This window comes from Vibrio sp. Scap24 (assembly GCF_013394185.1).
Classification (GTDB): domain Bacteria; phylum Pseudomonadota; class Gammaproteobacteria; order Enterobacterales; family Vibrionaceae; genus Vibrio; species Vibrio pomeroyi.
Genome location: NZ_CP041333.1, coordinates 1833526 through 1857275 on the forward strand (window position 1 = coordinate 1833526; position 23750 = coordinate 1857275).

The 23750-nt window shown below is 42.1% G+C and carries 21 protein-coding genes; 16 read left to right on the forward strand and 5 right to left on the reverse strand.

The features are described 5' to 3' along the window. Window positions 1-55 precede the first annotated feature (55 nt). Both aguA and FLM53_RS23435 read right to left on the reverse strand, forming a co-directional pair. Complete coding sequence (gene aguA, locus FLM53_RS23430) at window positions 56-1147, reverse strand: agmatine deiminase (protein WP_176679187.1); 1092 nt, start codon at window positions 1145-1147, stop codon at window positions 56-58. Between the two features lie 16 nt (window positions 1148-1163). Beyond that, window positions 1164-2600 carry an APC family permease gene (locus FLM53_RS23435; protein ID WP_132761721.1) on the reverse strand — a complete coding sequence of 479 codons (1437 nt, stop codon included), beginning with the start codon at window positions 2598-2600 and terminating at the stop codon, window positions 1164-1166. A gap of 396 nt (window positions 2601-2996) precedes the next feature. Between FLM53_RS23435 and arcC the strand changes: the two genes are divergently transcribed. From arcC to nfsA, 3 genes are all read left to right on the forward strand, one after another. Then, the gene (gene arcC, locus FLM53_RS23440) at window positions 2997-3905 is read left to right on the forward strand and encodes a carbamate kinase (protein WP_176679186.1); all 909 of its coding nucleotides are present in this window, start codon (window positions 2997-2999) and stop codon (window positions 3903-3905) included. Between the two features lie 125 nt (window positions 3906-4030). Next, a complete protein-coding gene (locus FLM53_RS23445) occupies window positions 4031-4651 on the forward strand; it encodes a TetR/AcrR family transcriptional regulator (protein WP_176679185.1) in 621 nt (206 codons plus the stop codon). Between the two features lie 94 nt (window positions 4652-4745). After that, window positions 4746-5468, forward strand: a complete 723-nt coding sequence (gene nfsA / locus FLM53_RS23450; protein ID WP_060469216.1) for an oxygen-insensitive NADPH nitroreductase — start codon at window positions 4746-4748, stop codon at window positions 5466-5468. Window positions 5469-5589: 121 nt separating this feature from the next. On the opposite strand, the gene FLM53_RS23455 is transcribed toward nfsA, so the two are convergent. Both FLM53_RS23455 and FLM53_RS23460 read right to left on the reverse strand, forming a co-directional pair. Further along, complete coding sequence (locus tag FLM53_RS23455; RefSeq protein WP_176679184.1) at window positions 5590-7122, reverse strand: phospholipase D family protein; 1533 nt, start codon at window positions 7120-7122, stop codon at window positions 5590-5592. Window positions 7123-7326: 204 nt separating this feature from the next. Then, entirely contained in the window at window positions 7327-7896 is a 570-nt protein-coding gene (locus tag FLM53_RS23460; protein ID WP_176679183.1) for a TetR/AcrR family transcriptional regulator, read from the reverse strand. 93 nt (window positions 7897-7989) lie between these two features. Between FLM53_RS23460 and FLM53_RS23465 the strand changes: the two genes are divergently transcribed. The 13 genes from FLM53_RS23465 (at window position 7990) to FLM53_RS23525 (ending at window position 22699) form a co-directional block, all read left to right on the forward strand. Continuing rightward, complete coding sequence (locus FLM53_RS23465; RefSeq protein WP_176679182.1) at window positions 7990-8523, forward strand: dihydrofolate reductase family protein; 534 nt, start codon at window positions 7990-7992, stop codon at window positions 8521-8523. 235 nt (window positions 8524-8758) lie between these two features. Then, window positions 8759-9550 (forward strand): oxalate:formate antiporter, encoded by a 792-nt coding sequence (locus FLM53_RS23470; protein ID WP_176679181.1) that lies wholly within the window; start codon window positions 8759-8761, stop codon window positions 9548-9550. Window positions 9551-9792: 242 nt separating this feature from the next. Further along, window positions 9793-10290: a hypothetical protein gene (locus FLM53_RS23475; protein WP_176679180.1), complete on the forward strand. Its 498-nt coding sequence runs from the start codon at window positions 9793-9795 to the stop codon at window positions 10288-10290. A 576-nt stretch (window positions 10291-10866) separates the two neighbouring features. Beyond that, the gene (locus tag FLM53_RS23480; RefSeq protein WP_176679179.1) at window positions 10867-12267 is read left to right on the forward strand and encodes a thrombospondin type 3 repeat-containing protein; all 1401 of its coding nucleotides are present in this window, start codon (window positions 10867-10869) and stop codon (window positions 12265-12267) included. Continuing rightward, a complete protein-coding gene (locus tag FLM53_RS23485; RefSeq protein ID WP_176679178.1) occupies window positions 12243-13385 on the forward strand; it encodes a hypothetical protein in 1143 nt (380 codons plus the stop codon). Before FLM53_RS23480 ends, FLM53_RS23485 begins: the two co-directional genes overlap by 25 nt. Window positions 13386-13893: 508 nt before the next feature. Beyond that, window positions 13894-14184, forward strand: a complete 291-nt coding sequence (locus tag FLM53_RS23490) for a putative quinol monooxygenase (protein WP_176679177.1) — start codon at window positions 13894-13896, stop codon at window positions 14182-14184. Between the two features lie 439 nt (window positions 14185-14623). Beyond that, on the forward strand, window positions 14624-15187 hold the full coding sequence (locus FLM53_RS23495) for a hypothetical protein (RefSeq protein ID WP_176679176.1): 564 nt from the start codon (window positions 14624-14626) through the stop codon (window positions 15185-15187). A gap of 62 nt (window positions 15188-15249) precedes the next feature. Continuing rightward, window positions 15250-15915, forward strand: a complete 666-nt coding sequence (locus FLM53_RS23500) for a hypothetical protein (protein WP_176679175.1) — start codon at window positions 15250-15252, stop codon at window positions 15913-15915. Between the two features lie 21 nt (window positions 15916-15936). Further along, window positions 15937-18327 carry a fimbria/pilus outer membrane usher protein gene (locus tag FLM53_RS23505; RefSeq protein WP_176679174.1) on the forward strand — a complete coding sequence of 797 codons (2391 nt, stop codon included), beginning with the start codon at window positions 15937-15939 and terminating at the stop codon, window positions 18325-18327. A 143-nt stretch (window positions 18328-18470) separates the two neighbouring features. Then, window positions 18471-19094, forward strand: coding sequence for a response regulator transcription factor (locus tag FLM53_RS23510; RefSeq protein WP_176679173.1), 624 nt, complete (start codon window positions 18471-18473; stop codon window positions 19092-19094). A gap of 64 nt (window positions 19095-19158) precedes the next feature. Then, entirely contained in the window at window positions 19159-19854 is a 696-nt protein-coding gene (locus FLM53_RS23515; RefSeq protein ID WP_176679172.1) for a helix-turn-helix transcriptional regulator, read from the forward strand. A gap of 486 nt (window positions 19855-20340) precedes the next feature. Continuing rightward, on the forward strand, window positions 20341-21099 hold the full coding sequence (locus FLM53_RS23520) for a helix-turn-helix transcriptional regulator (RefSeq protein ID WP_176679171.1): 759 nt from the start codon (window positions 20341-20343) through the stop codon (window positions 21097-21099). 613 nt (window positions 21100-21712) lie between these two features. After that, window positions 21713-22699, forward strand: coding sequence for a LysR substrate-binding domain-containing protein (locus tag FLM53_RS23525; RefSeq protein WP_176679170.1), 987 nt, complete (start codon window positions 21713-21715; stop codon window positions 22697-22699). Here FLM53_RS23525 and FLM53_RS23530 read toward each other — a convergent pair. After that, window positions 22674-23555: a LysR substrate-binding domain-containing protein gene (locus tag FLM53_RS23530; RefSeq protein ID WP_176679169.1), complete on the reverse strand. Its 882-nt coding sequence runs from the start codon at window positions 23553-23555 to the stop codon at window positions 22674-22676. The two genes, FLM53_RS23525 and FLM53_RS23530, sit on opposite strands and share 26 nt — an antisense overlap. Window positions 23556-23750: the final 195 nt, after the last annotated feature.

Consider the following 23750-nt stretch of genomic DNA (forward strand, 5'->3'; position numbering starts at 1 on the left):
TTTAAGTCTTTGTTTTATTTTAATTCTCATTTCTAAATTGGTTTTATTGTTCCAACTAAACTCTTGGCACTTGTTGTGTGATGCAGTGGATATTGCCGCCACCTAACAAAATTTCTCGAGCTGGGACGCCGTTCACTTCGTAACCGGGATAAATATCTTCTAAGATCCCGATAACATCGTTGTCGTAGCGTTTGTCCAATAACGGCAGCACGATTTGGTTGTTAGTAATCAGGTAATTGGCATACGACGCCGCTAAACGCTCACCCGCTTCTCGCTCCATTCCGTCTGCGATATCGATACCTGCCGCTTCTTCCTCGGTCATAAATAGAGGGCCTGGCATTGGCAGCTTGTGTACCTTTATCTGACGGCCTTTGGCATCGGTCTGACTGGTGAGGTAGTCATAGGCTTCATTGCTGATCTCATATTGTGGGTCGTTCTTGTCATCGCACCATGTGAGAACCACTTCACCCGGCTTCACAACGTGGAGAATGTTGTCGACGTGACCATTGGTTTCATCGTTGTATAAACCACGAGGCAGCCAAATGACTTTCTCAACATTGAGGTGTTCGCAAAGCACTTCCGTCAGCTCTTCTTTGCTCATGTCTGGGTTGCGGCTTTCGTGTAATAAGCACTCTTCTGTTGTGTAGAGCGTGCCTTCACCATCAACATGAATTGAGCCACCTTCTAGTACGATTGGAGCGCGGTATCGAGAGTCACGAATGGTTTCACACATCTTTTGAGCGACTTGGTTATCGCGGTTCCATGGTGAATACAACCCATCCACAAACCCGCCCCATGCATTGAATTCCCAATCCACACCTCGGCGTTCACCGCTGTCATCAACAACATAAGTCGCCCCGATGTCGCGCATCCAAGAGTCATCCGTCGAGATTTCCAACACTCGAATGTCCTCAGGTAAACGAGATACCGCGTTATCGTATTGCTCAGAGCTCGCTAGCATGGTGACCGGTGTTGTTTGGCTTATCTTGGTTGCCACGTCTGCAAAGACCGCTTGTGCTGGTTTTGCACCATTGCGCCAGTTGTCGGTGCGCTCTGGCCAAGCCATCCAAATTTCGCTGTGTGGCTCGTGTTCCCCTGGCATTCTGAAGCCATCGTGTTTTGGAGTAGTCTCAATCAGCTTTTTCATCGTTATGTCCCCTAAATTATGCTTGAGCTTCTTTTTTATCTTGCGAATCGGCAGTGTCGTTATCGTCCGAGCCTTGCTGTTTCTTGCGCTTTAGCGCACCGAGCAGAATCCACTCACCAGCGAGAACAGTGGCAATCACGCCAATCAAAACAGGTCCTGTGTATCCCCAATCAGCAACGGTTAGATCAAGCGCCTCAGGGAAGATGAATAAAATCACGGCTTGAAGGATGACGAAGAAACAAACAATGGACATGACCCACTGAGCCGCCATACCACCCGGTACTTTAAATGGACGTTCACGTTGACCATCAACCACACGAAGCTTTAGGTATGCCGGGAACATGAACAGATAAGGAAGTAAGAAAATGCAGCTAGAGAAAGCAAATATTGACCAGAACAGATCATCATTCCCTTGTGCAAACAGTGCGTAAGACAGGATAACGACCGTTGATACGGTACCTGTGATGTTGTTTGCACCAACTGGAGAGCCTTTCTCTGATACTTTCGCCACAGGCGCTGGCAGCTCACCTTCTTGAGCGGCTTCTGCTGCAGCTCGGCTAGCACCCATTGTCCAGCTCACCATGTTTCCGATAAGCGTTAACAGAGCGAAAGTACCGAAGATGTAGACCATGGCTGTACCAAACACGCCACCACCAAAGAGTGTTTTGAAGGTGTCGATAAGGCCCGATACTAAGCCAATACTTTCAACAGGCAGCGCCATTAAGATGCCTACCGTACCGAAGATGTATAAGAAAGCGGTGATACCGATAGAAAGGAAGACGGCCTTAGGCATATCGCGAACATCTTTCATTTCTTTAGTCATGGTCGCAACCAGTTCAAAACCCATTAGGTTGAACACAATCGCTGGTAAGAAAGAGACGGCTGAGTCCAATGAAGGCATCATTGCGGGTAGCGTAAATTCGTTGGCAACACCGTTTTTCATCGCATAGATGAAGCCACCTACGCCTAATGTGCTGATCACGATAATTTTGAGTACCGCGCCAATATTCGTAACCCAAACACCGATGTCGGCCGACACATTACAAATCCAGACCGTTAACCAGGTAAGTAATATACAGATAGCGATTTGGCCCCATAAAGACAGGCCCGGCATGAAAAGTTCGGCAAACATGCCTGCAAACATGATGTATACCGCTGGCATCCATAAACCAACGTTAATCCAATAAAACCAAGTTGTTCTGACTGCCCATTTAAAGTTGAAGGCTTGCTTTACCCAATCGTAAATACCACCTTCCCCTGGATAGGTCGTACTCAATTCAGAAGTAATTAAGCCGTATGGGATAACAAAGAAGACCAGCATTAACACCCACCAGCCAATGGCACTGACACCAATACTGGCTGACGCGGTTAATGTGTCGACCACCAAAACTGCACACAGTGTAAAGAGTGCAATTCCCGTAACCCCCATTTTTCCTTGCGTTTCGTTACTCATCTCTTAGCTCCTTAATCTCTAATTCGGGATTAATTAAACGGCAAAGCGATGAAGTGAACTGGGATGAAAATTGAATATCGGTTTTACACAAACGAATTCGGGTAAAAAACAAAATAAACCCAACAAATATTAGATTTATAATGATAAAAGGCGGAATACTTGATTTTGGTCAATAACCATTCGATTAATAAATACATTTTCTATTTCAAAACCAAGATCACATATCTAGTTAATCTAGAGATAATTAAGGCTTTCTGTGACATATAGGCGACTAAAAACATCAAATATTGAGCACAAATCGAATTGTGATTTTTATCCCCACGACTCCGACAATATTTAAATACAATTCAAACCAACTTATTTGCTATGAGCGAAATATCATTTGGAGAATTAAACATGTCGAAGCCTATTATTGTTGTTGCTGTCGGTGGGAATGCTTTACTACAACGTGGTGAGGTAATGAGTTGCGAAAACCAAAAAAAGAGCATCGCGCAAACCGCCGCTTCTTTGGCTGAACTAAGTAAAGATTACCGTTTGGTTGTTGTGCACGGAAATGGCCCTCAAGTAGGCTTACTCTCGTTGCAGAACAATGCTTACAAAGATTGCCCACCTTACCCATTTGATGTACTTGGCGCTGAGACGCAAGGGATGATTGGTTATCTTATCCAACAAGGCTTAAACGCTGCGATTCAAGATCGCTTTACCACCACGATCTTAACTCGAATTGTTGTTGACGAAAATGACCCTGCAATTGCTGACCCGACCAAATTTATTGGCCCTGTCTATACAGAAGAACAAGCTAAACAACTCGCCGAAGCCAACCAATGGATTGTGAAGCCTGACGGAGCACACTGGCGCCGCGTGGTTCCGTCCCCTTCACCGAAAGAAGTACTAGAGATAAAAGCCATCAAAGACTTGCTAGAGAAAGAACACTTAATTATTTGTGGCGGCGGCGGCGGTGCTCCAGTCGTCGAGAAAGATGGCGCTTATGTGGGTTTCGAAGCGGTCATCGATAAAGACATGACAGCGGCTCTTATCGCAGAAGAAATCGGCGCTGAACATTTGCTGATCCTCACCGATGGCTCTCATGTTTGTTTAGATTGGGGAACCCCAAAAGAAGAGAAGCTTGAAAACGTGTCAGTTGAGCAAATGAAAAAATACACTTTCCCAGCCGGTTCTATGGGGCCGAAGGTCGACGCATGTTGTCAGTTTGTGGAGAAAACAAAACAACACGGACACATTGGTGACCTGTCGAGTGCATTAGAGATCATAGAAGGAAAAACAGGGACACATATTAACGCCTAATAACAGCTTATCATGCTTTATATAAATAAAGGGTAACAAAGTCTAAGTTTTGAATATTCCAATTGGAACTTTGATTAAAAACCCTTTATGTTTTTTGTGTTCCAAATAACAGTGAGGACCATTAGATGCGCAAAGTAACCACCGAAGAAAAGTTAATTCGAATTCATGATGCTGTTGTGCAACTAATGGAACGCCGTGAAGCGACTGATATTTCAATGTACGATGTTGCCAAAGAGTGTGGAATGGCAACATCCACGGTTTATCATCACTACCCGAATATTGAAAACTTATTCCACAACTTGTTAGACGACGTATTTATTGACTTCGATTCTCTGCTCGGTAAATGTATAGATGTGGAACATGTTAATCACTGGACTGATATCAATCGTATGATTGAAACAGCGTATGTGAATTACTATAACAATCACCCGATTGCTAAAAAGCTTATTTTAGGTCGTCATACATTCACAGAGTTAGGTCATGCAGACACAGAGAATGACTTAATTTTGGGCAAAGAAGTAGAAACGATTTATCGACAGTTCTTTGATGTTCCTCAGTTACCGCAATCAATCAATGTCTTCGCTATCTCGCTGCAAGTTGCTGATAAAATTTACTCTTTGTCCTATCGTCAACACGGTCACATCACTCCAGAGCTTGCTAATGAAGCCATCCGGCTAACGGAATCTTACCTACAATTGTACATTCCTCACATTTGTCCTAAAACGATGAAAAGCCAAACCCACTAGTCTTCAACAAAGGCTGTTTTGAGGTTTACCCCAACCTCAAATGTCGTTATGGTGATTTGTAATACATCATAAAAACAAGGACAGTCTGAGAGCTATGAACAGTACGATTGAGACAATTTTGGGGCACCGCTCCATTCGCCAATATACGGACCAACCAATAGAACAACAGCACCTCGATTTAATTGTTCAGGCAGGCCTTGCCGCGTCGTCATCGAGCTTACTGCAGGCTGTTTCTATCGTGAGAGTGACAGACAAAGAGAAGCGCAAACTGTTAGCAGAATACGCAGGCAACCAAGCTTATGTGGAGAGTGCCGCCGAGTTTTTGGTGTTTTGTATCGACTATCAACGCCACGCTCAGATTAACCCAGAAGTAAAAACCGACTTTACTGAGCTAACCCTTATTGGCGCGGTAGATTCTGGCATCATGGCGCAAAACTGTATGCTGGCGGCGGAGTCTCTTGGTTTAGGTGGCGTATACATCGGTGGCTTACGTAACAGCGCGCAACAAGTCGATGAGCTACTGGAACTTCCACAACACACCGCGGTGCTATTTGGCATGTGTTTAGGTCACCCTGCGCAGCAGCCTGAAATCAAACCTCGCCTTCCTGCTCACGTAGTGATGCACGAAAACCAATACCAACCGCTGAGCCTAGACGAAATTGCTCGCTACGATGATTCAATGCAGAGCTACTACGCAAACCGCTCAAGCAATCAAAAGCAAAGCAGCTGGTCACAGCAGATCACGCAAAAGCTGTCTGGTGAGTCTCGCCCTCACATTCTGCCTTACCTGAACAGCAAACAGCTGACCAAGCGATAGATCGAGAGCGGATCTAAAGACAGAAAAAGATTCCGATGAACGAGCTCCGTTTTCGCCATCACAAACAAAAATGTCAGCGTATTATACGCTGACATTTTTCTTTTCTAGGGTGCTGATTCTCTTAGAGGTATTTCTCTATTGGGAGAAGCTGTAGGAAGCCTGACTGCATTCGTTCCCACTTGCCTGTTTCTGGCTCGCTGTCCCAATTTTGGTCACCTGAGTACCAATACACATCACCATCTTCAAGTTCCAAGCGCCAGCTATTGTCTTCGCTCATCGCCTGTTCAATGGTTTTAGCTAGCATTTCAGCAATCGCTTTGTTCTCGATGATTAGCACCGATTCCGTATTAAGGTAAGTCGAACGCAGGTTGAAGTTAAATGAGCCAATACTCGCGATACTGCGGTCAAATACAACAGATTTAGCATGCAGACCATAAGCTGTCTCTGGTGCACATTTAGACACGTCTTGGGTAGATGCTTGACACAACTTGGAATCTGGTTTTAGCTCAAACAAGTCGATGCCATGCTCTAACATGTCGTAGCGTCGACCCGCGTAAGCAGAGTGATTGGTCACCAAATCATTAGAGGCCATTGAGTTGGTCAGTGCCTTTATCTCGACGCCTTCGTTGTTCAACGTTTGCCACTCTTCTAGCTGACCGTCATCGAATACCAAGTAAGCCGACTCAAGCAAGATCTCTTGTTTCGATTCGCTTGCGAGCTGGCCTAACAGAACCGCCGTTGCTTTAGGTTCATCAGTATTGTCTGAATCGACAGGCACAGGGCGATCATAAGCAAAACGAGCATTAACCCATGTCATCTCATTAAGCACCTCTTTCAGCAGGCTATCTGCCGTTTCGCGATCTAATGGTAACTCTGGGTAGTTTTTGTATTGGGGAACGGTGATATCGTCAATCTTTGAAAGGTCCGGTTGTTCGTCGTCACCCAGCATATCGACAGGGTAAGACCAACGGCTGTCCCAATACTCAATAAAGCTGGTTTGGATCGTGGTAACGACTGAGCCCATCACCAATACATCACGATCTCGGAAGTTGATCTCGTCAGAAAGATCGAAGTATTCATCACCAATATTACGCCCACCAACTACTGACAAGGTGCCATCAACGGTAAACGACTTGTTGTGCATACGGCGGTTTAGGCGAGAAAAATCGCCAAGGAAGCTCAACCACTTACTAAAACCACGACGTGTTGGTGTTGGGTTGAAGATTCGGATCTCGACGTTTTGGTGTGCATCCAATGCCGATAATAGGCCTTCACGCTCATTGAGGTTAATGTCGTCGAGCATGACTCGCACCTTAACACCACGATCAGCTGCGGCTAACAAACGGCTGGCTAGGTACCTGCCCGATTCGTCAGAGTTCCAGATGTAATATTGAATATCGATGGTGTGTTCTGCACTTTCAACCAACGCCAAACGCTGTGCTAATGCATCCCAACCGGATTCTTGTAAACGAACGGCGGTAGTTGCCTGCTCTGATGCTTGTGGTTGATATTCATCCGCTAAAACCGACAAAGTGCTTGGTCCATAAGAGGTGTACGGTTCTGCTGGGTGGTCGATGCCTTCTGGTAATGAAGAACAGCCGCCCAAAATAGCGGCCAAAACTAAGGTTAAACTGATGCGTTGGAGCACAGGCATGTATCTGACTTCCTTTTCACGATGACGTCTTTAGAAACTGTCCCGGCAGCTTTCGACTCACAAGCTGTTCAGGTCTATTCATTGATTATTACTGCTAAAGCCTGAAATTTATAGGTAATTATCCACTATAAATGAAACATCAGTACTCCATCGTGAGTAACACATCACTAAACTGCGCCCTGAAACCTTCACTTTGTTCTGAAATTACTGCGCTCTCAGCTGTTCGATACCTAAGCAGTAAAGGCTTAACGGCTTTCTCACCATCTCAACCGTAATTTCCGTTCTATCTGGGTTGCAGTTCAGCGCAAGCGCATAGCCATGCAGATAGTCCACCAGCAAATGAAGGGCGTCTTCCGTTTGTTCTGATGTTAGCTCCAAAGGGCTCATTACCGCTTCAAAGCGCTCGCTAAACACCTCAACAGGCCCAAGAGATTTCATCGTCAGCAGGGTTTCGAGCAACCCACGATAGTCATTCAACACCGACAGGTAACTCACGCTGAGCTGATAAAGGTTCTCTTGCCACACTTGGTTTTGTTGAGGCTGAGCAACTTCTCCTACCAACGACACAGTGATCGATTCCAAGAGATCATTTTTATTCTTGAAGTAATGATATATCGCCATCGCATCCACACCGAGCTCCGTCGCTAACCCTCGAATACTCGGTACTTTACCACTTTCGCGCATCATGCTTTTTGCCATATCTAAGATCTTGTCAGCGCTGAGTTGGCTTGATCCACTCTTTGGTCGACCTCGCTTTTGATCCTTGACAGTCATAACACCACCTCTTAAACTTAATTTCTACACTGTAGAATATTTTAATTTATTATGGTGTGATTGCCAAGTTCCTGTTCAATTTCGGAGTTAAAAATGTCAAATATTGTCTTTATCGGCGCGAGTCTTGATGGTTACATTGCAGACAAACAAGGTGGCCTAGATTGGTTACACGCGATCCCAAATCCAGAGAGCGATGACATGGGTTACAACGCCCATACTGATCGCATTGATGCTTTGGTCATGGGCCGTAACACGATGGATATGGTGTTGAGCTTCGGTATTGATTGGCCTTACAGCAAGCCGGTATATGTGCTGAGTAACACCTTGACGGAAGTGCCTAAGGAACTGGAAGGTAAAGTGTTCCTTGTGAAGGGCGAGCTCACTCAGATCATCAAGGATCTGAACAGCAAAGGCATGAACAACCTTTACATCGATGGTGGTGTCACCATTCAAAACTTCATGAAAGAAGACCTGATTGACGAACTGATCATCTCGACGATTCCCGTCGTTCTTGGTGGCGGCTCTCCTTTGTTTGGTGACTTAGTCTCTCCTCTCGACTTTACACTGAAAGGCGTCACGACTTACCTTGATGAGATTGTACAAACTCACTACTTGCGTAAGCGTTAAACGGCTAACCCACATACTCGGGGTAACTGTACTGATGAGCCAAAACCGACTTGGCTCATCATGAAATCCCATCATGCTTGCCAGACTATCCCCTTTCCCACTCTGCCTTAGCTCTTACCCAAAGCCGTTCTATATTTTATTGACAAGATAGGTCGACATTGACATTCTGTAATGCTGCGTTGATTTTGCCGCACTAGCTGCCCTGCAGTTCTAACTTTTTCAAGATAGGTAAAATATGAACTACCCAAGCACTCTTCCAGCACCTCACAAAACACTTCTTATCAAAGTGATTGATGTCCTGTCTCAAGATCCTCGAATTTGTGGTATTGCCGCGAGCGGATCTTTTGGATCTGACTCGATGGACAAATACAGCGACTTAGACTTTGTTATCGCAATCAACCCAGCCGACTACGAAAGCGTGATGCAAGAACGATTCAACATTCTTGATAAGATTGGCGGTAAAATTGCGGCATTTACCGGTGAACACGTTGGCGAGCCACGCTTAATTGTGTCGATATTTGGCCCAGAACCAGTACACGTTGATTTCAAATTTGTCTCTCTACCAGATGCTGCCGTGCGAGTTGATAACAACCATGTGTTATGGGAACGAGATAGCTTATTGACCGATGTATTCAGTACCGCTGAACCACACTATCCACAACCAGATCCACAATGGATTGAAGATCGCTTCTGGATCTGGACGCACTATGCAGCAACCAAAATTGCTCGCGGGGAATACTTCGAGACGGTCGAATTCCTCTCCTTCCTTCGTCAAAACGTGTTGTCTCCGTTAGCCCTCAAGCAAGCTGGATTGACACCATCTGGCGTGAGAAAAATTGAATCTCGTTTACCAGAGTTTGCACAAGCACTTGCTCAAACAGTTTCAATGCCAGAGCGTGATGCTCTAATTCCTGCGCTAAAACAGGCTGTAAAGCTATACCTCGAGTTAAGGGGTAACGAACAAATTACACTCGATGAAAAAGCTCAGTCTTTCTGTCTTCAATATGTGGAAGATGAACTGAGCTAATTCATACCAAATGAATCCACCCAAAGGGTGTAATTGTTCATCAACCAAAAACGCCGAGAGCGATTTGTTCTCGGCGTTTGTATGTTGTCCTTTGCAATCTGTTCACCGCTTTTTGTTCGTCGTAATGTATTCGCTATATCCTTTAAATAGCCCTTCCAACCCGCAATAAAATCCTCCCTACCAAAACCTCCCCTAAAGTAGTACCATTTATCGTATCTCATTCTTAATGGTATCTGGGTCTTATGAAGCTTTTAGTCGATCGCACTGGTGAACAGTTTTTAGAAATTCTGGAAGAGTCGGGAGACAAACTGACGGTTCAATTCATTAGCAATGAAGGCAATCGAAAGGGTAAACCATTCCAAGATAGCTTGAGTGGCTTGTTCCTCACAGGTTGGAAGCCTCGCACGACCTCAACTGCCATTGGTCTAGAACGCTTTAAACAAGGCAAGCTGCAAGACCCGAAAGTGAGCTTTGCGCTACACCAACTCTACCCGCTCGGCCGAGATGTCAAATTGCCTTCTGGTGACATCGCCACAGTCGCAAGTTACGCCAATACTCACAGCGATGGCTACTACATGTTTGTACGTCTTAATGACGAATTGAAGCGCCTAAAAATGACGCCAGAATGGGAACTGCTTCCTTCTGTTGTGAGGTTAGCGCTGCCTTATTACCCTGCCCCAAGAAGTCAGCAAGAACTCGACAACATTGATGACTTTGATGCTTGGGCTGGCGGGTTTTAATCTTCAATCAAGGTAAAAAGTTACATTGGATGTTGGGTATGAAGAAAACCCAGACCTCTAATCAAAGATGCTTTTCCTAAAAGAAGTCCGCGTCATATTTAACACTACTCACCCACCCACTTGCCACTGATAAATATATTTCATTATTGCAATTCTTGACGGGAAGAGATTTTTGCATGTTGCTTCAGGTAAACACCAAACCAGTTTAAGCAATATGACTTGCTTTATGAAAACATTCTAAGAGAAAGACACATCACTTCTGCCTAAAACAACGCTATTAAAATAAAAACAAAAATTTACGATCAATTGAAAATTATCAATCGATAGTCGCCGAACCAATTCTACTTTGCTTCGAATACTTAAAATGTATTTTGATGCATCATGCAACCCTCACATTAGCCAAGCCATCAACCAATTAAGAAAATATTCATCAAAAGACCAATCATCAAGATTGATTTACATCAAGTTAGCATTTGATTTACACAACTCATACCTCAGGTGGGTGATGCCAACGCAACCATATTTTTTTAACGTGATTTCAATGCTAGGAACGGCACCTGAAAATATGGAGGCACTATGGAAGTATCTAAAACAGCTATTGCGTTGACACTAGCGACCAGCTCATTGTTGACAGCTTGTAGTGACAATGACAGCGCTTCTTTAAATAACACTGACCACGGGCAATATTCTATAACCGCCATTGACGGTTACCTTAAAAATGCCAAAGTTTGGCTCGATATCAATCATAACTTTGAACACGACCCCGCAACCGAACCTGTCGCCTATTCTAATGGTGAGGGCGTGGCGAACCTTGAATTGGATGGCTTCGAACTGCATGGGCTAAGCCCACAAGAGTATCCTGTTGTCGTGGCGGCAATTGCCAACCTTACAGAAGATCTTTCTAATCCAGGTCAAACAGTCACTTCCGACTTTCTTTTGTCAGCCCCCATAGGGGAAGATACCGTCACTCCTCTTAGTACCTTGGTACATCTGCATATCTCTCAAAATTTCGCGGCAGGTACTGACACGACAAAAGAGGAAGCGGTAAGCCACGTTGCCAACACTTTCAACCTCTCACCTTCGCAAGTACTTGGGGATTATATTGCAAGTAACGACGGTTCTTCAGAAGATAATGAGACGCTATTTATCGCAGAGAATATTGTCGCTTCTCATGTCTTAAACCTTAACTCACAGCAACTTGAACAATTGGCTAACACCCCTACCGGCGAATCCGAGTTAGATGAAAAGCTAACCATGGTTTCCGACAAAATTCAGCACGCACTCGAAACAACTGGGACAGAAACCCCTGTGTATACAGAACAAGATTTCACTCAAGATGATGACGGAGATGGCGTTATTAATGTTGACGATCTATATCTCAATGACTCTTCCCAAGCAGGCGATCCTGACAGCGACGGAGTCGATAGCATCCTAGATTTATTTCCCTACGATCCTACAGAACATGCCGACAACGACTTAGACGAAATTGGTGACAATGCCGATACCGATGATGATAACGATGGTATTTCGGACGATTTAGATGAATACCCTTATGACATATCACGGGCGGGTGACCCTGATGGTGATGGCTACGACACGTTGGTTGATGCATTTCCCAATGATTCAACAGAATGGCAAGACAGCGATAAGGACAATGTGGGCGACAACCAAGACCTGTTCGACGATGACCCGACTGAGTGGAGTGATTTCGACCAAGATGGCGTTGGCGATACAGCCGACCTTGATGACGATAACGATGGTTACCCAGATCTAGAAGACCAATTCCCTAACGATGAAATGCAAGCCGGGGACAACGATAACGACGGAATTGACTCTGTCACAGACAACTGCCCTTTCGATGCCAATCCTTCACAGTCTGATATGGATGAGGATGGAATTGGAGACGCATGTGATAGTCATTCACAGCTTGACGCTACATGGAATCAAACTAAATGGAACCAATCAAACTGGCAGTAACCTTGCCTAAGGATAGAATTATGCGAAATATAAAACGGAACCTGGTCACTACTCTTTTGCTCACCACCACTTCCATAAGTTTGGCCCATGCCCAAGAGCTTGTTACCTTTTCAGCAGGAACCCCAGCGAAGGCAGAAGAAGTGAATGCTAACTTCTTATACCTTGAGGAAAAAATTGAAGCAGCTAATAATAGTGAAGACTCAACGGTATCTATTAACTGCAGTGATGATAGTCAGGCACTAAAAAACCTGCTGGACTCGACCTATTACCCAAGCCCGCTCACTGTAACATTCAGTGGTAATTGCACAGGCCCAATTACCATCAACAAAGACAACCTGCTTTTAAGTGGTGAAGACGGCAGTGTGATCTCTGGTGCAGTTGAAACAGCTGATGACCCAGAGCTCTACGCTTTGATTATTTTAGGTAAAAGTAATATTTCTTTTCAAAACTTTAATATTGCCTCGGGTATGATCGATATCGACAGAAACAGCTATGTTAAGTTAAGCAATGTTGCCCTTCCTGCACCTCAAATACTAGATGGTGAAGTGCTGGACAATATCTACATTAATTCATCAAACCTACGAATAAAACAAGGTAGCTTAGATAACCTTAAACTCGGTGCTTATCATGGTTCGTATATCCGTTTTGATAAAAACCTCACTGGTATATCACAATCAATTAGGCTCGCTGGCAACTCTGTTTTAAAAAACAAGTTAAGCCCTTTAAACATTAATGATTCTTTAGAGCTTTACCTAAATGCGACCTTTTATGGCGGAGAATTAAAGGCGCATTCACTGGAGGTTGCAGACAGCTCGACGCTTGAAGCAGAAAGCATCTTGCTCTCAGGCTTTCTTGCTCTGAATGCAAACTCTTCTCTCTCTGTTGGAAAAATAGAAGCGAAAGCTATGGAATGCCACGCTGCTTCTTTTTACCTACCAGGCGATTTTACACTAACAGGTATAGACGAAGAGGCGGGCTTTGCATCATTTGAGGCTTATCATGGTTGCAATGCTGAGATAGAAGGAAGTGTTAACTTTGATGGATTATATGGAGTAGAGGCATGGAATAGCCGAGCCAACATCGGTGAGCATAGTGCCATAGATCACTACGACCTATAACTTATATAAGAAGAAAGACATAAAGATAGGTACTAGGTCATACATTTAATAAGACATAATTAAGTGCGACGCGTTGTTATTAGCGTGTCGCTTTTTTACTCTCTTCAACCCTGCTGTTCATTTTGGTCGTCAAAAACAAACTCATTCCACCATCACCAATCAAACCAGAATAGGAACTGCTCCCTTCTGTTGTGAGATTAGCGCTACCTTATTACCCAACCCCAAGAAGCCAGCAAGAACTCGACAACATTGATGATTTTGATGCTTGGGCTGGAGGGTTTTAATATTCATTAAACTATGCCCTGTAGACTATAAACCTCAATTTATTATCAATTAATTTTTGATAATAATTCAAACGTAGCGCGGTTTATCGTTTTGGCTATTCCTACTATTATTTATCCATCGACACAGACTAGGGTTCAACAAGCATAGACCCGCTCTTGAGCTAATAAGCCCTGTGGCAAAGAACAACACCATTTCGGTAAATCAAATAATATAGGTAATGAACATGACTCAACTGACTATCATCGCAAACATCGTCGCTAACGAAGACAAAATTGAATTGGTTAAAGCAGAGCTACTAAAACTGATTGATATTACTCGCGCTGAAGAAGGTTGCATCAACTACGACCTACACCAAGACAACGAAAACCCTGCGCATTTCACTTTCTACGAAAACTGGACGTCTCGCGAACTTTGGCAAACACACATGGGTAATACTCACCTCGCTGAGTACATGGCTGCAACGGAAGGTTGTGTTGCGTCATTCACACTTAATGAGATGACGAAAATCGGTTAGTTTCTGACTGCGAAAATCGATAGACACACAAAAGTCGCCTCTATCGACTATGTAGCATCATAAAGAACATACACCACTAAAATCCCGTATCTATGTACGGGATTTTTTATAGGTTGCAGAAATAAACGACAATACATTATCTTTGAAAGCACAGGGTTATAAAACTCTTTAAATTTCGTAATATTCAAAATCCAATAAAATTGACAATTAAATCAATAAAACTTTGGTTTATAAAAACAATAAAATAAATATATTAACATTAATATGACTTCATAGGGGTGGGATTATTAAAAACATAAGTACCTAATACTTTAGTTTATTAATTACCATCACTATCCATCTTTATTGGTACTTAGGAGGTAGGCTTTCAGGGCTAATATATATTTGTTCCATTAATCTTAATGAAACAAGTATATAAATTGACATAAGGAAAGTCATTATGAAAAAAGTAGCGATCGCAATTGCTGTAATGGCAGCATTAGGCAGTACCGTAGCTAGTGCGGATAATAATTTAGCCGCTTCAACTACCCTTACTAAAAATGTCCCTCAAGAGTGTAATATTGGTCTTTGGGCTACTGGTAGTGATGGTTCTGTCGGTGGTTCATTAACTAGTATTTTAGGCACTGGATACGGTGACTTTGTTAGTAGCGAACTCAACGACCTTAAAACGACTGGTCAGTCTATGACTGGTGCTGTGAAATGTAACGCTAATGGCGGTTACACAGTTACTGTAGTTCCTACATACGGAGTGCTTCGAGCGCAAGATAATAACGGTCCAATTGACGTTAATTATACATTGGAGTTCGGTACCCCTACTAACTTTAAGCACGCAGGTGCAGTTGCTGCTAGCCTTGGTAGTCTCTCAGCAGGTGGCATACTACCTGTTGGCACAGGTAGCAACGGGCAGGTTGGTGAATTCAAAGTGATCATGAAAGCACCGGGTAGTTTCGATTACGCAGGTCAATACACTGAAACCCTAACATTTGACCTAACACCACTTTAATAAAATTAAAGTCTATGGAGGGCTTCGGTCCTCCTTTGTTTATTGCTGCTGGGACGTCTGCCATGAAATATTTAACTCTTATTCTATTAATATTGTTTACTCAAACATCTTATGCAAATTTCAAGATATCACCATTATCCCAAAGCATGGATGTCAAAAAAAGGTCTGCCAGTTATACATTAGAGAATATGACACCTAACAGCGCTGCTTATAAAGTCACAGTAGTTCAAAGAGATCTTGATAAAAAAGGAAAAGAGCTAAGAATTCCAACAAAAGAATTGAGAATATTTCCATCAAAAATAATTTTAAAACCACTAGAGAAAAAACGCGTGAAAGTTTTATATCTTGGTAAAAGAGATATTTCAATTGAGAAATCATATCGCATTATCTTTACCCAACTAGACCGAGATGTCTCTGAAGATGAAAGTGAAGGCGTACAATCCAAATTTAATTTTAATACGGCATTTTACGTCACACCGAAAGAAGCTAAAGCCGAGATCAATCCATCCGTTCTTGAATATAAAGGCAATAAATATTTGTCACTAAACAATCAAGGGAATGGGCACATCATATTGAAAGACTGGAAATTGCAATTAAGTAACCAAGGTAAAAATAGAATCTACCCAGATGAACTACCGAATATCAATATCCTTGCAGGTAAAGAGGTACTGCTGCCACTCAACAAAACGGTAGCGGTTAACCAAGATGTAGAAATCGTATTCAACTAATGAGTGAAAAGGTGGTTTGCAATGGATATGCGATTCTCCTGTTACATAGTGTTAGGAGTACTACCCAGTCTCGCGATGTCGGAAGAGATGTTATTCCCACTAGATGTGCAAATCCTCAACAAGCAACTGGAAATCAGTGCCTACCTTGATGATGAGCAAGAGGACAGCTGGGCATTGGAGGGCAACGAACTACTACCGACACTCATCGAGTCACTTAAGCCTTCAAGGCTCGAGACATTGCGAGGGGTATTTAGTGATAGAAAAGTCACTCAAGACGACTTCAAACAACTTGGCTGGGAGGCTGACTATGACACCGGAACGCTGGTAGTCCAAATTAAAGTCCCTGTTGCTGACAAAAAGACCATTGATATTCCTTTGGGCAACTCTGGTGTTTACACTCCACCTGCGGGGATGTATCAGGCGCCGACATCGACATTCAGTGGTCTACTCAACTCGTATTGGTCACACAGCCATAATTTGATCGATACTGAATATTCGGCGTCACAAGTCGCTCTAAGAGGGCTTTTTGCATTTGGTCCAGTCACCTTTGAGGACGGTCATACCTATACCTACAACCATTTCACCAATGAAGACTATTGGCTAAGAGACCGCACACGTCTCATGGCTAACTTGCCCAATAACGCAGGTTATTTGCAGTTTGGTGACTACCTCAACGAAACGGATATAGAGTCATTGCCTAGCAGCGAGCTGTTTGGTCTATCGTATTCATACCAGCCCAGTTATCTCAAAACGTACAGTGCGCCTAATGTTGTGCCAATTAGCATACAGACGCCATCGCTAGTCACCATTCGTATTAATGGTGAGGACTACCGTAATCTGCGTTTAGCAGCAGGGGAATACAACCTCAACAACCTTCCGCTAGAGCAAGGGGTCAACGAGGTCGAAGTTACTTATATTGACCAGAGTGGCGTGGAGCAAAAACGCTACTTTAACCTTATTGATCATCCGCAACTATTACTCAAAGGTGATATCGAGACTCAGTGGGTTTATGGTGCCGAACAAGTGTATGAGGATGATGGTGATAAAGACATCGACACTGAAAAGATGGCAGGCCAAGCGGTTATCTCTTATGGGCTCACCGATTGGTGGACCTTATCGCCCTCTGTTGCCATCCACAAAGAGAGGGAGAACTACGCATTAAAACAAAGCTTTTCTATTGGTGACTATTTCCTATCACTCGATGGTAGTTATAACGATTACCACGACTATGATTCTTATGACCTCTCGAATCAACTCTACAGCGAGGAGCTATTTTATGGCGCGCTCACTAGTACATCTTTAACTTACGGAGTTAACCGCACTAGCGACGATACTCCGCTTACTCAGACGGTTTCATTATCGTCAGGGGTGGAAACGCCAATTGAAAATGGTTACCTCTCATTTGCCTTACAACATCAATTTAATAACGAAGAAACATTAAGCCAAACCGCATCCATCAACACCAGTTATCGTTTCAATAACAATCTGTCAACGAGCTTGAACTTAAGATGGCAAAGATACAATGACACCATAGATCGAAGCTTCTATGCCAATATCTCTATACCGTTCAATATCTTTGGGCAAAGTGTCTCAGCAAGCACGTCATATAACAGTACAAACGATGAATACCAGAGCTCACTCTCGGCATCGAAATATGATCCTAGTTATTACTGGCGAACATCTGCTCAGTTTGTCGACGAAAATTACGATGGCTTTGATGCATACGGCAAATGGTACTTAGATAAGGTCAATCTTAATGCTCGTTATTCATCAACCAATGAATCAAACGATAGCACTGCCAGAACGCTAACTGTAGGTGCTGATACCGGAGTAGCATGGTCGGGAAGCCATATAGCGTGGACATCACCTTTGGGTAGTAGTTTCAACCTTGTTTCAATTCCCAAAGCGTACAAAGAGAAGTACACCCTAAGCTACGATGAGTATAAACGTTTGCAGATATTGCCAGTTGAAGATGGGGGCAGTTCAACGGTAGTTGTACCCGTGCCTAATGAAAATTTTAAACTGATTAGAGTAAGTGGCGATAACCTCGACTTCAATGAGGAGTTGAAGCAAAAAGAATTCGTTGTAAAAGGGGGGCTATATACGGGCTCTCACTATGAGCTTGATATCGTAAAGGGCTATTTTGTGAGTGGTTTCTTACACAACTTAAACCAGGAGCCCTTAGCTGATGTCGTGGGAGAATTTCAAAATCAACTGACCAATGAAAGCTACCCTTTTTTTACTGATGAAGAAGGAAGTTTTGAGTTGGATACCCTACCAGAAGGGCACTATTTTGTTTATTTCTACGATGGAGTGGCTAAAGGTTTTCAGCTAGATATATCAAGATCACAAGTTGTTGATGATGTATTTATAGACCTAGGCATGCTTAAAACGAGTAAGTTCGAGAATTGATTCTATGGCTTCCTCTATCAGTTATTCGGTTTAAGGCTTCAGAATTAAAATTTATTAGACATTATACCCCACATGGGTGTGGAACAATATGCATAATGAAAACATAATAAATTGTGTCCCATAATTCAAAGGATTGAGAAATTATGACTGTTAATCAATTTGCCACTATTTTATCTAGAGACCTTAATTATAGTCACAAATTAATTAGCCAACTAAGAGATATAGATATCTTCAACTTAGAGAAATTTGGCGTAGTAAGCGATATGGAGAGAGTACTCTTCATTAAGAGCGATATTTTAATATTAGATTTCAATGTGCTGTTTACCATGTCTAATGAAGAACAGAAAATCATTAATCTATTGAAACAAAAGATTATCGTCGTCAATGTTCCAATTGGCTTGATCTGTGAAGAACTGATGCGAAGACGACAACTGAGAGCCGTACTGAACAATGGCACATCAATTAGCCAATTAAGTGGCGTGATATTAAGAGTAGGGAATGGAGGAATGTGGTTTCCCATAGAATGGATGGAGAAGATAATCGATAAGTATCGTGCTCTATCTCTATCATACGACAACACTATCCAATACTTGACTCACAGAGAAAAACAAATTTTAAAGAAACTGGCAGAAGGCTACTCCAATCAGTCTATCGCGGATAAACTTTTCATAACCGAGAGTACCGTAAAGACACATGTACATAAAATTTATCAAAAGCTCGGGGTTCACAACCGAAATGAAGCAATTTTGTTTGCTAGTCACAATTAGCTGCTGATTTTTGAAATTTATCAGATATGGTCAGTCGGTTAAGTACGACTAAAGGTTGAATGGTATGAAAGATGATCCAAGTGAAGGCGTATTAATTTCTCGAGAGAGTATTCAAACTGAGTTTCTCATATCCGGCTTACTTTCTGAACTGCATTTAAAATTGTCGCTAGTCGATTATAACTACTTATCAAAACCAATAAATTTCAAAAAATTTGACTTAGTTGTCATAGATTATGAAATGCTGGAACAGTTAAATGAACAACATCACTTCCAAATGTCATGTAACGTTTCGAAAATTCCTGTCATCATAATCAACTGTGATGATAATATTGATCTTGAAGAAGTCTCCCTTTGGACAAGTGTTATGGGGATTTTTTATATTAAAGATTATATTGAAACCCTATATAGAGGCTTTAGCTTCGTTATAGATGGAAACATATGGCTAAGCCGAGATGTTTCCCAAAAGCTATTGAATATATATCGGTCAAAAATCAAGATAGAGGACACAACTCAAGACTGCTTACTGACTAAAAGGGAGTGGCAAATACTCAAACTCGTTGGTAATGGCTTAACGAACTCAGAGATATCGAATCACATCCACGTTGCAGAAGGCACTGTCAAAACACACGTTTACAACATCTATAAAAAAATCCGGGTCAAGAATAGGGTTGAAGCGATTTTATGGTTAAAGTCAGTTGAAAATGACTTTGAGACTGAGCTTAAGCACAAAGCTATTTTGGAACGATTTAATGATGGGTAGAGATGTATAATTATTTCATAATATCAATGTATTATAAAGATAACCCTGTTGCTCCATAGGATAATTTTTGTCTATGAGCGAAGCTAACTTCGTTCATTTTCGGTTTCTGATCGCTCCCTCACTATGCTCCATATGGACAAAGTCAACTTTACCAACGCTTTCCCATTCCCTTTGCCATAACTAATGTTGTTCTGACTCTGCTCTGATAACTGATTTAACTAGAATGATATGTTGCTATATCCTAATAAAGGAATATTTAAGTACCCACTTATATCAGATATTAGTAATGTAACATTGAACAAACATCATATTTAGTTGATTATGAAAACGTAGGAGATCGAATTTATCTTGATCTTAATCATTTAATTCATCACTTTGTAAAACTTCCATAAAATTTCACCCAATAGGGTGATGATAATAAGCTATCGAAATGAATTAATATAAAATAATGATATAAAATATAACTAAACTGGTGTTGGCTAATATATGTCTATAAAGAGAAATAACGAGTTTACAAGTCCAATGGTACCTTGTTTTCCAAATGAACTGGAAAATGAAGTTCGCGATGGACTAGAAAAAATCGGAATTGAGCATGTTAGTCTTATCATTCTCTCTGAAGGCATGGACATTATCTTTGAAAATTTAGAAAGCCTTTCTAAACGAATATCCATCAGCAAAATAATATCGGAGAGCATTGAAAGTTACATTGAATCAACTCTATGCAATCAGAAAAACACCTTAAAATTTACCTACGACAATGTGCTGGAGAATCGAATATTTGACCATAAAAAACTATCAATAATCACCAAGCATCTAAGCAAATATTCTATTTTCTATCCTCTAAACTATGAACACAAAATGGTTGCTATATTTCACAGCGTAGAATCATTGTCTGAGCATCAAACTAAGCAGTTGGAGCTTGTATCCAATATCATGACGGCATGGTCTAACTCATGGGTTGCTCATAATACTATGATGCATTTCTGGAAAAAGTACTCAGAGCCCAAAAATATTGATATTACCTCTGCACTCACAAAGTCAGAGTTCAACGTTTTAGAGTTGTTAATAAAGGGTTTTACCGGGCCAGAGATATCTAGTATTCGAAATGTTTCAAAAGAAACGGTACGAACTCAAATCAAAAGTATTCTTCATAAAACTCACTGCCATAGTCAAAATCAACTGATATCACGATTCTCTCAGGCTCAATGGACTCTGAACTGTCACCATCGCGGAATGTACTCTTGAAATAGCTAAGCAATGACTTAAGTAGAGTATAATTTCATTTGCTTTAGACGAGAGAATAGGCAGTTATGAGTGTTTTTAACTTTCTTATTATTAAAAGGAATATATTAATTTTTGGCATTAGCTTTCTTGTGTCATTATCCATTATAACAGTCTCAATCGTATAGTGGATTCAATAGAGGTTGAGAAAAAGAAAAGAGCGGAATCAATTTCAAACCTTATTAATTACAATGTTGAGTACAACCTCTCTATTTTCAAAGAGAATATTACTAGCTTTGAGGAAAATCCAACTTTAGAAAGTAAAACATTGCATACAGGGTCCACAGAAAAATTCCTACTTCCACCTGATAAAGCACATATGATGGTAACGTGCTCTTCTTCGATGAAATGACAAGTTCAGTCCTCGAGCTAAAAGATAAGGCCGAAACTTATTGCAGAGCTACATTTAAACGCAGTAATTTCTGAACATAGCGGCCTCTAGTTTGTATAAATGACCGCAAAGTCTACAAAACAAAGTCTAGATTGTAATATTCTCAACTAAACATTATCTCAGCCAGTCATCAATTAACGGACTAGGCAAACGATACCCTTCACAGCCATTACTTTACATCGATTTATGAAACATTCCGATTTCAATCTAATTCCGATCTTCATTGCGGTCATGGAAGAACGAAGTATCAGTGCTGCTGCACATCGTCTCAACATTAGCCAATCAGCGGTGAGTCAAAGCATCCAAAAGCTCAAAATACTGTTTGATGATCCTCTTTTCTTTCGCGAAAGCCATGGCGTTTCACCCAGTAAGTTCGCGAAAAGCATTTACCCAAAGCTTGCCGACGCAGTTCATCAAATCAGACTCACCACTCCTCCTCTTTCTAACTTTAGCCCTGAAACCTGCTCACGAAATTTCATGCTCTCCGCTGTTTCAGTTATTGGATTAAGTTTACTCCCTATCGTCTCCGACCTTATATTCGATCAAGCGCCCAACGTTACAGTCAAAGTGGATTCAAACTTATCTAATGCGGATATGCGGTCCTTACTCAGAAACCAATATGACTTATCGATTGATATCGATTTTGGACAGTATTCGGGACTTAAGTATCAAGAGTTGTTGGATGAAAAGTTATGTGTCTTGTGCAGAAAAGATCATCCGCGCTTAACGTCAACTACCGTCTCAGAGAGCCAATTCTTGTTCGAAAAACATGTCGTGCACACCACTTCAAGCCCAAAAAAAGCCTACTTACATGACAAAGGGTTGAGTTGTGAAAAGATCTTAGGGGAACGTGATATCGTTTGGAGCGCTAACAGCATAGTGGAGATGATGAGTGTGATTGAAAATAGTCATCACATCAGTCTGTTCCCCAAACGATTACTCAGTAAATATCTAAAAGATTCAAGCTTAAAGCTCATCCCTTGTGACTTCATTACCGAAAGCGTTAAAGTTGCTATGTTTTGGCATCCAGCACGACACAATGACGCCGGACATCGTTGGCTGAGGGAGATCGTCTCTAAAGCCAATCATCACCTTGAACTGGAGTTCAGTGATCCCGTCAGTGAATTAGGGACTTTAGAAGTCACTACTACAAACTCAGCCGAGGCTGAATAAAATCGATAAACGCGGAGATACGCTTGGATACCGATGACGACTTGTAGAACACCGCATTCACCAGTTCTCTGTCTGTGTGATTCAATTTCACTTTTTCCAATACAGGGACTAGCCGACCTTCCGAGATATCTTGCTGTACCATAAAGCCCGACAAACACGCAATGCCATTCCCTGCCAACACTAGCTGCCTGATGGTTTCACCGCTACTGGCTTTGACGTTTGGCTCAATATAATGGTGATTGGGCAACGGCCATTGATTAAGCACCTTATTATCCGAAAAACCAACAGTAAGGTGACTGCTGAGATCGTCTGTCTTCTGTGGAATACCACGCTTCGCCAAATACTCTGGTGAAGCGACCATATACAACAAACTCTTACCCAATGGTCGTGCATGGAGTGTTGAATCGGCAAGCTTACCAATTCGTATCGCGACATCGGTGCGCTTTTCTAACAGATCAACAAAGCCTTCGTTAGAGGTTAACTCAAGCTCAATATCTGGATAAGCTTCATTAAATGATTGCACCAAAGGCACCAACTGATGAAATACAAAAGGGCTGGCTGCATCGACTCTTAATCGGCCTTTTGGCAGTTCTCCGCGCGAGACAATCTCTTCTTCAGCGCTCTGAATCATCTGCAAACCGAGACGAACGGAATCCACAAACTGACGCCCCTCTTCAGTTAGCTCGACACGCCTTGTGGTTCGGTTAAATATCGATACGCCCAATTGGGATTCAACCTTACTGACAGAGCGAGATACCTTCGCGACCTGCACATCCAGTACCTCTGCTGCCGCTGAAAAACCACCCGCATCGACAACGGTCAACACCATTTCCAAATCATCTGATCGCGTTAGCATAAGGCTCCTTATCTACTCTCATTGTGCCTGAAGTTACTAGAGTGCTTAGTCAATTGAACGTTGTATCTGTTAAACATCTAACGGATTAAGTAGCTCAAAACCTACCATTGACTCATCCAATCATTATTGCAGATAACACAAAAGTTATTTGTTAATAGTGGCATTTTTCACAAATATATTTTGCTCGATAATCCT

Coding starts and splice junctions, on each gene's coding strand:
- aguA (WP_176679187.1), bottom strand. CDS start 1,147: ATGAAAAAGCTGATTGAGACTACTCCAAAACACGATGGCTTCAGAATG.
- FLM53_RS23435 (WP_132761721.1), bottom strand. CDS start 2,600: ATGAGTAACGAAACGCAAGGAAAAATGGGGGTTACGGGAATTGCACTC.
- arcC (WP_176679186.1), top strand. CDS start 2,997: ATGTCGAAGCCTATTATTGTTGTTGCTGTCGGTGGGAATGCTTTACTA.
- FLM53_RS23445 (WP_176679185.1), top strand. CDS start 4,031: ATGCGCAAAGTAACCACCGAAGAAAAGTTAATTCGAATTCATGATGCT.
- nfsA (WP_060469216.1), top strand. CDS start 4,746: ATGAACAGTACGATTGAGACAATTTTGGGGCACCGCTCCATTCGCCAA.
- FLM53_RS23455 (WP_176679184.1), bottom strand. CDS start 7,122: ATGCCTGTGCTCCAACGCATCAGTTTAACCTTAGTTTTGGCCGCTATT.
- FLM53_RS23460 (WP_176679183.1), bottom strand. CDS start 7,896: ATGACTGTCAAGGATCAAAAGCGAGGTCGACCAAAGAGTGGATCAAGC.
- FLM53_RS23465 (WP_176679182.1), top strand. CDS start 7,990: ATGTCAAATATTGTCTTTATCGGCGCGAGTCTTGATGGTTACATTGCA.
- FLM53_RS23470 (WP_176679181.1), top strand. CDS start 8,759: ATGAACTACCCAAGCACTCTTCCAGCACCTCACAAAACACTTCTTATC.
- FLM53_RS23475 (WP_176679180.1), top strand. CDS start 9,793: ATGAAGCTTTTAGTCGATCGCACTGGTGAACAGTTTTTAGAAATTCTG.
- FLM53_RS23480 (WP_176679179.1), top strand. CDS start 10,867: ATGGAAGTATCTAAAACAGCTATTGCGTTGACACTAGCGACCAGCTCA.
- FLM53_RS23485 (WP_176679178.1), top strand. CDS start 12,243: ATGGAACCAATCAAACTGGCAGTAACCTTGCCTAAGGATAGAATTATG.
- FLM53_RS23490 (WP_176679177.1), top strand. CDS start 13,894: ATGACTCAACTGACTATCATCGCAAACATCGTCGCTAACGAAGACAAA.
- FLM53_RS23495 (WP_176679176.1), top strand. CDS start 14,624: ATGAAAAAAGTAGCGATCGCAATTGCTGTAATGGCAGCATTAGGCAGT.
- FLM53_RS23500 (WP_176679175.1), top strand. CDS start 15,250: ATGAAATATTTAACTCTTATTCTATTAATATTGTTTACTCAAACATCT.
- FLM53_RS23505 (WP_176679174.1), top strand. CDS start 15,937: ATGGATATGCGATTCTCCTGTTACATAGTGTTAGGAGTACTACCCAGT.
- FLM53_RS23510 (WP_176679173.1), top strand. CDS start 18,471: ATGACTGTTAATCAATTTGCCACTATTTTATCTAGAGACCTTAATTAT.
- FLM53_RS23515 (WP_176679172.1), top strand. CDS start 19,159: ATGAAAGATGATCCAAGTGAAGGCGTATTAATTTCTCGAGAGAGTATT.
- FLM53_RS23520 (WP_176679171.1), top strand. CDS start 20,341: ATGTCTATAAAGAGAAATAACGAGTTTACAAGTCCAATGGTACCTTGT.
- FLM53_RS23525 (WP_176679170.1), top strand. CDS start 21,713: ATGAAACATTCCGATTTCAATCTAATTCCGATCTTCATTGCGGTCATG.
- FLM53_RS23530 (WP_176679169.1), bottom strand. CDS start 23,555: ATGCTAACGCGATCAGATGATTTGGAAATGGTGTTGACCGTTGTCGAT.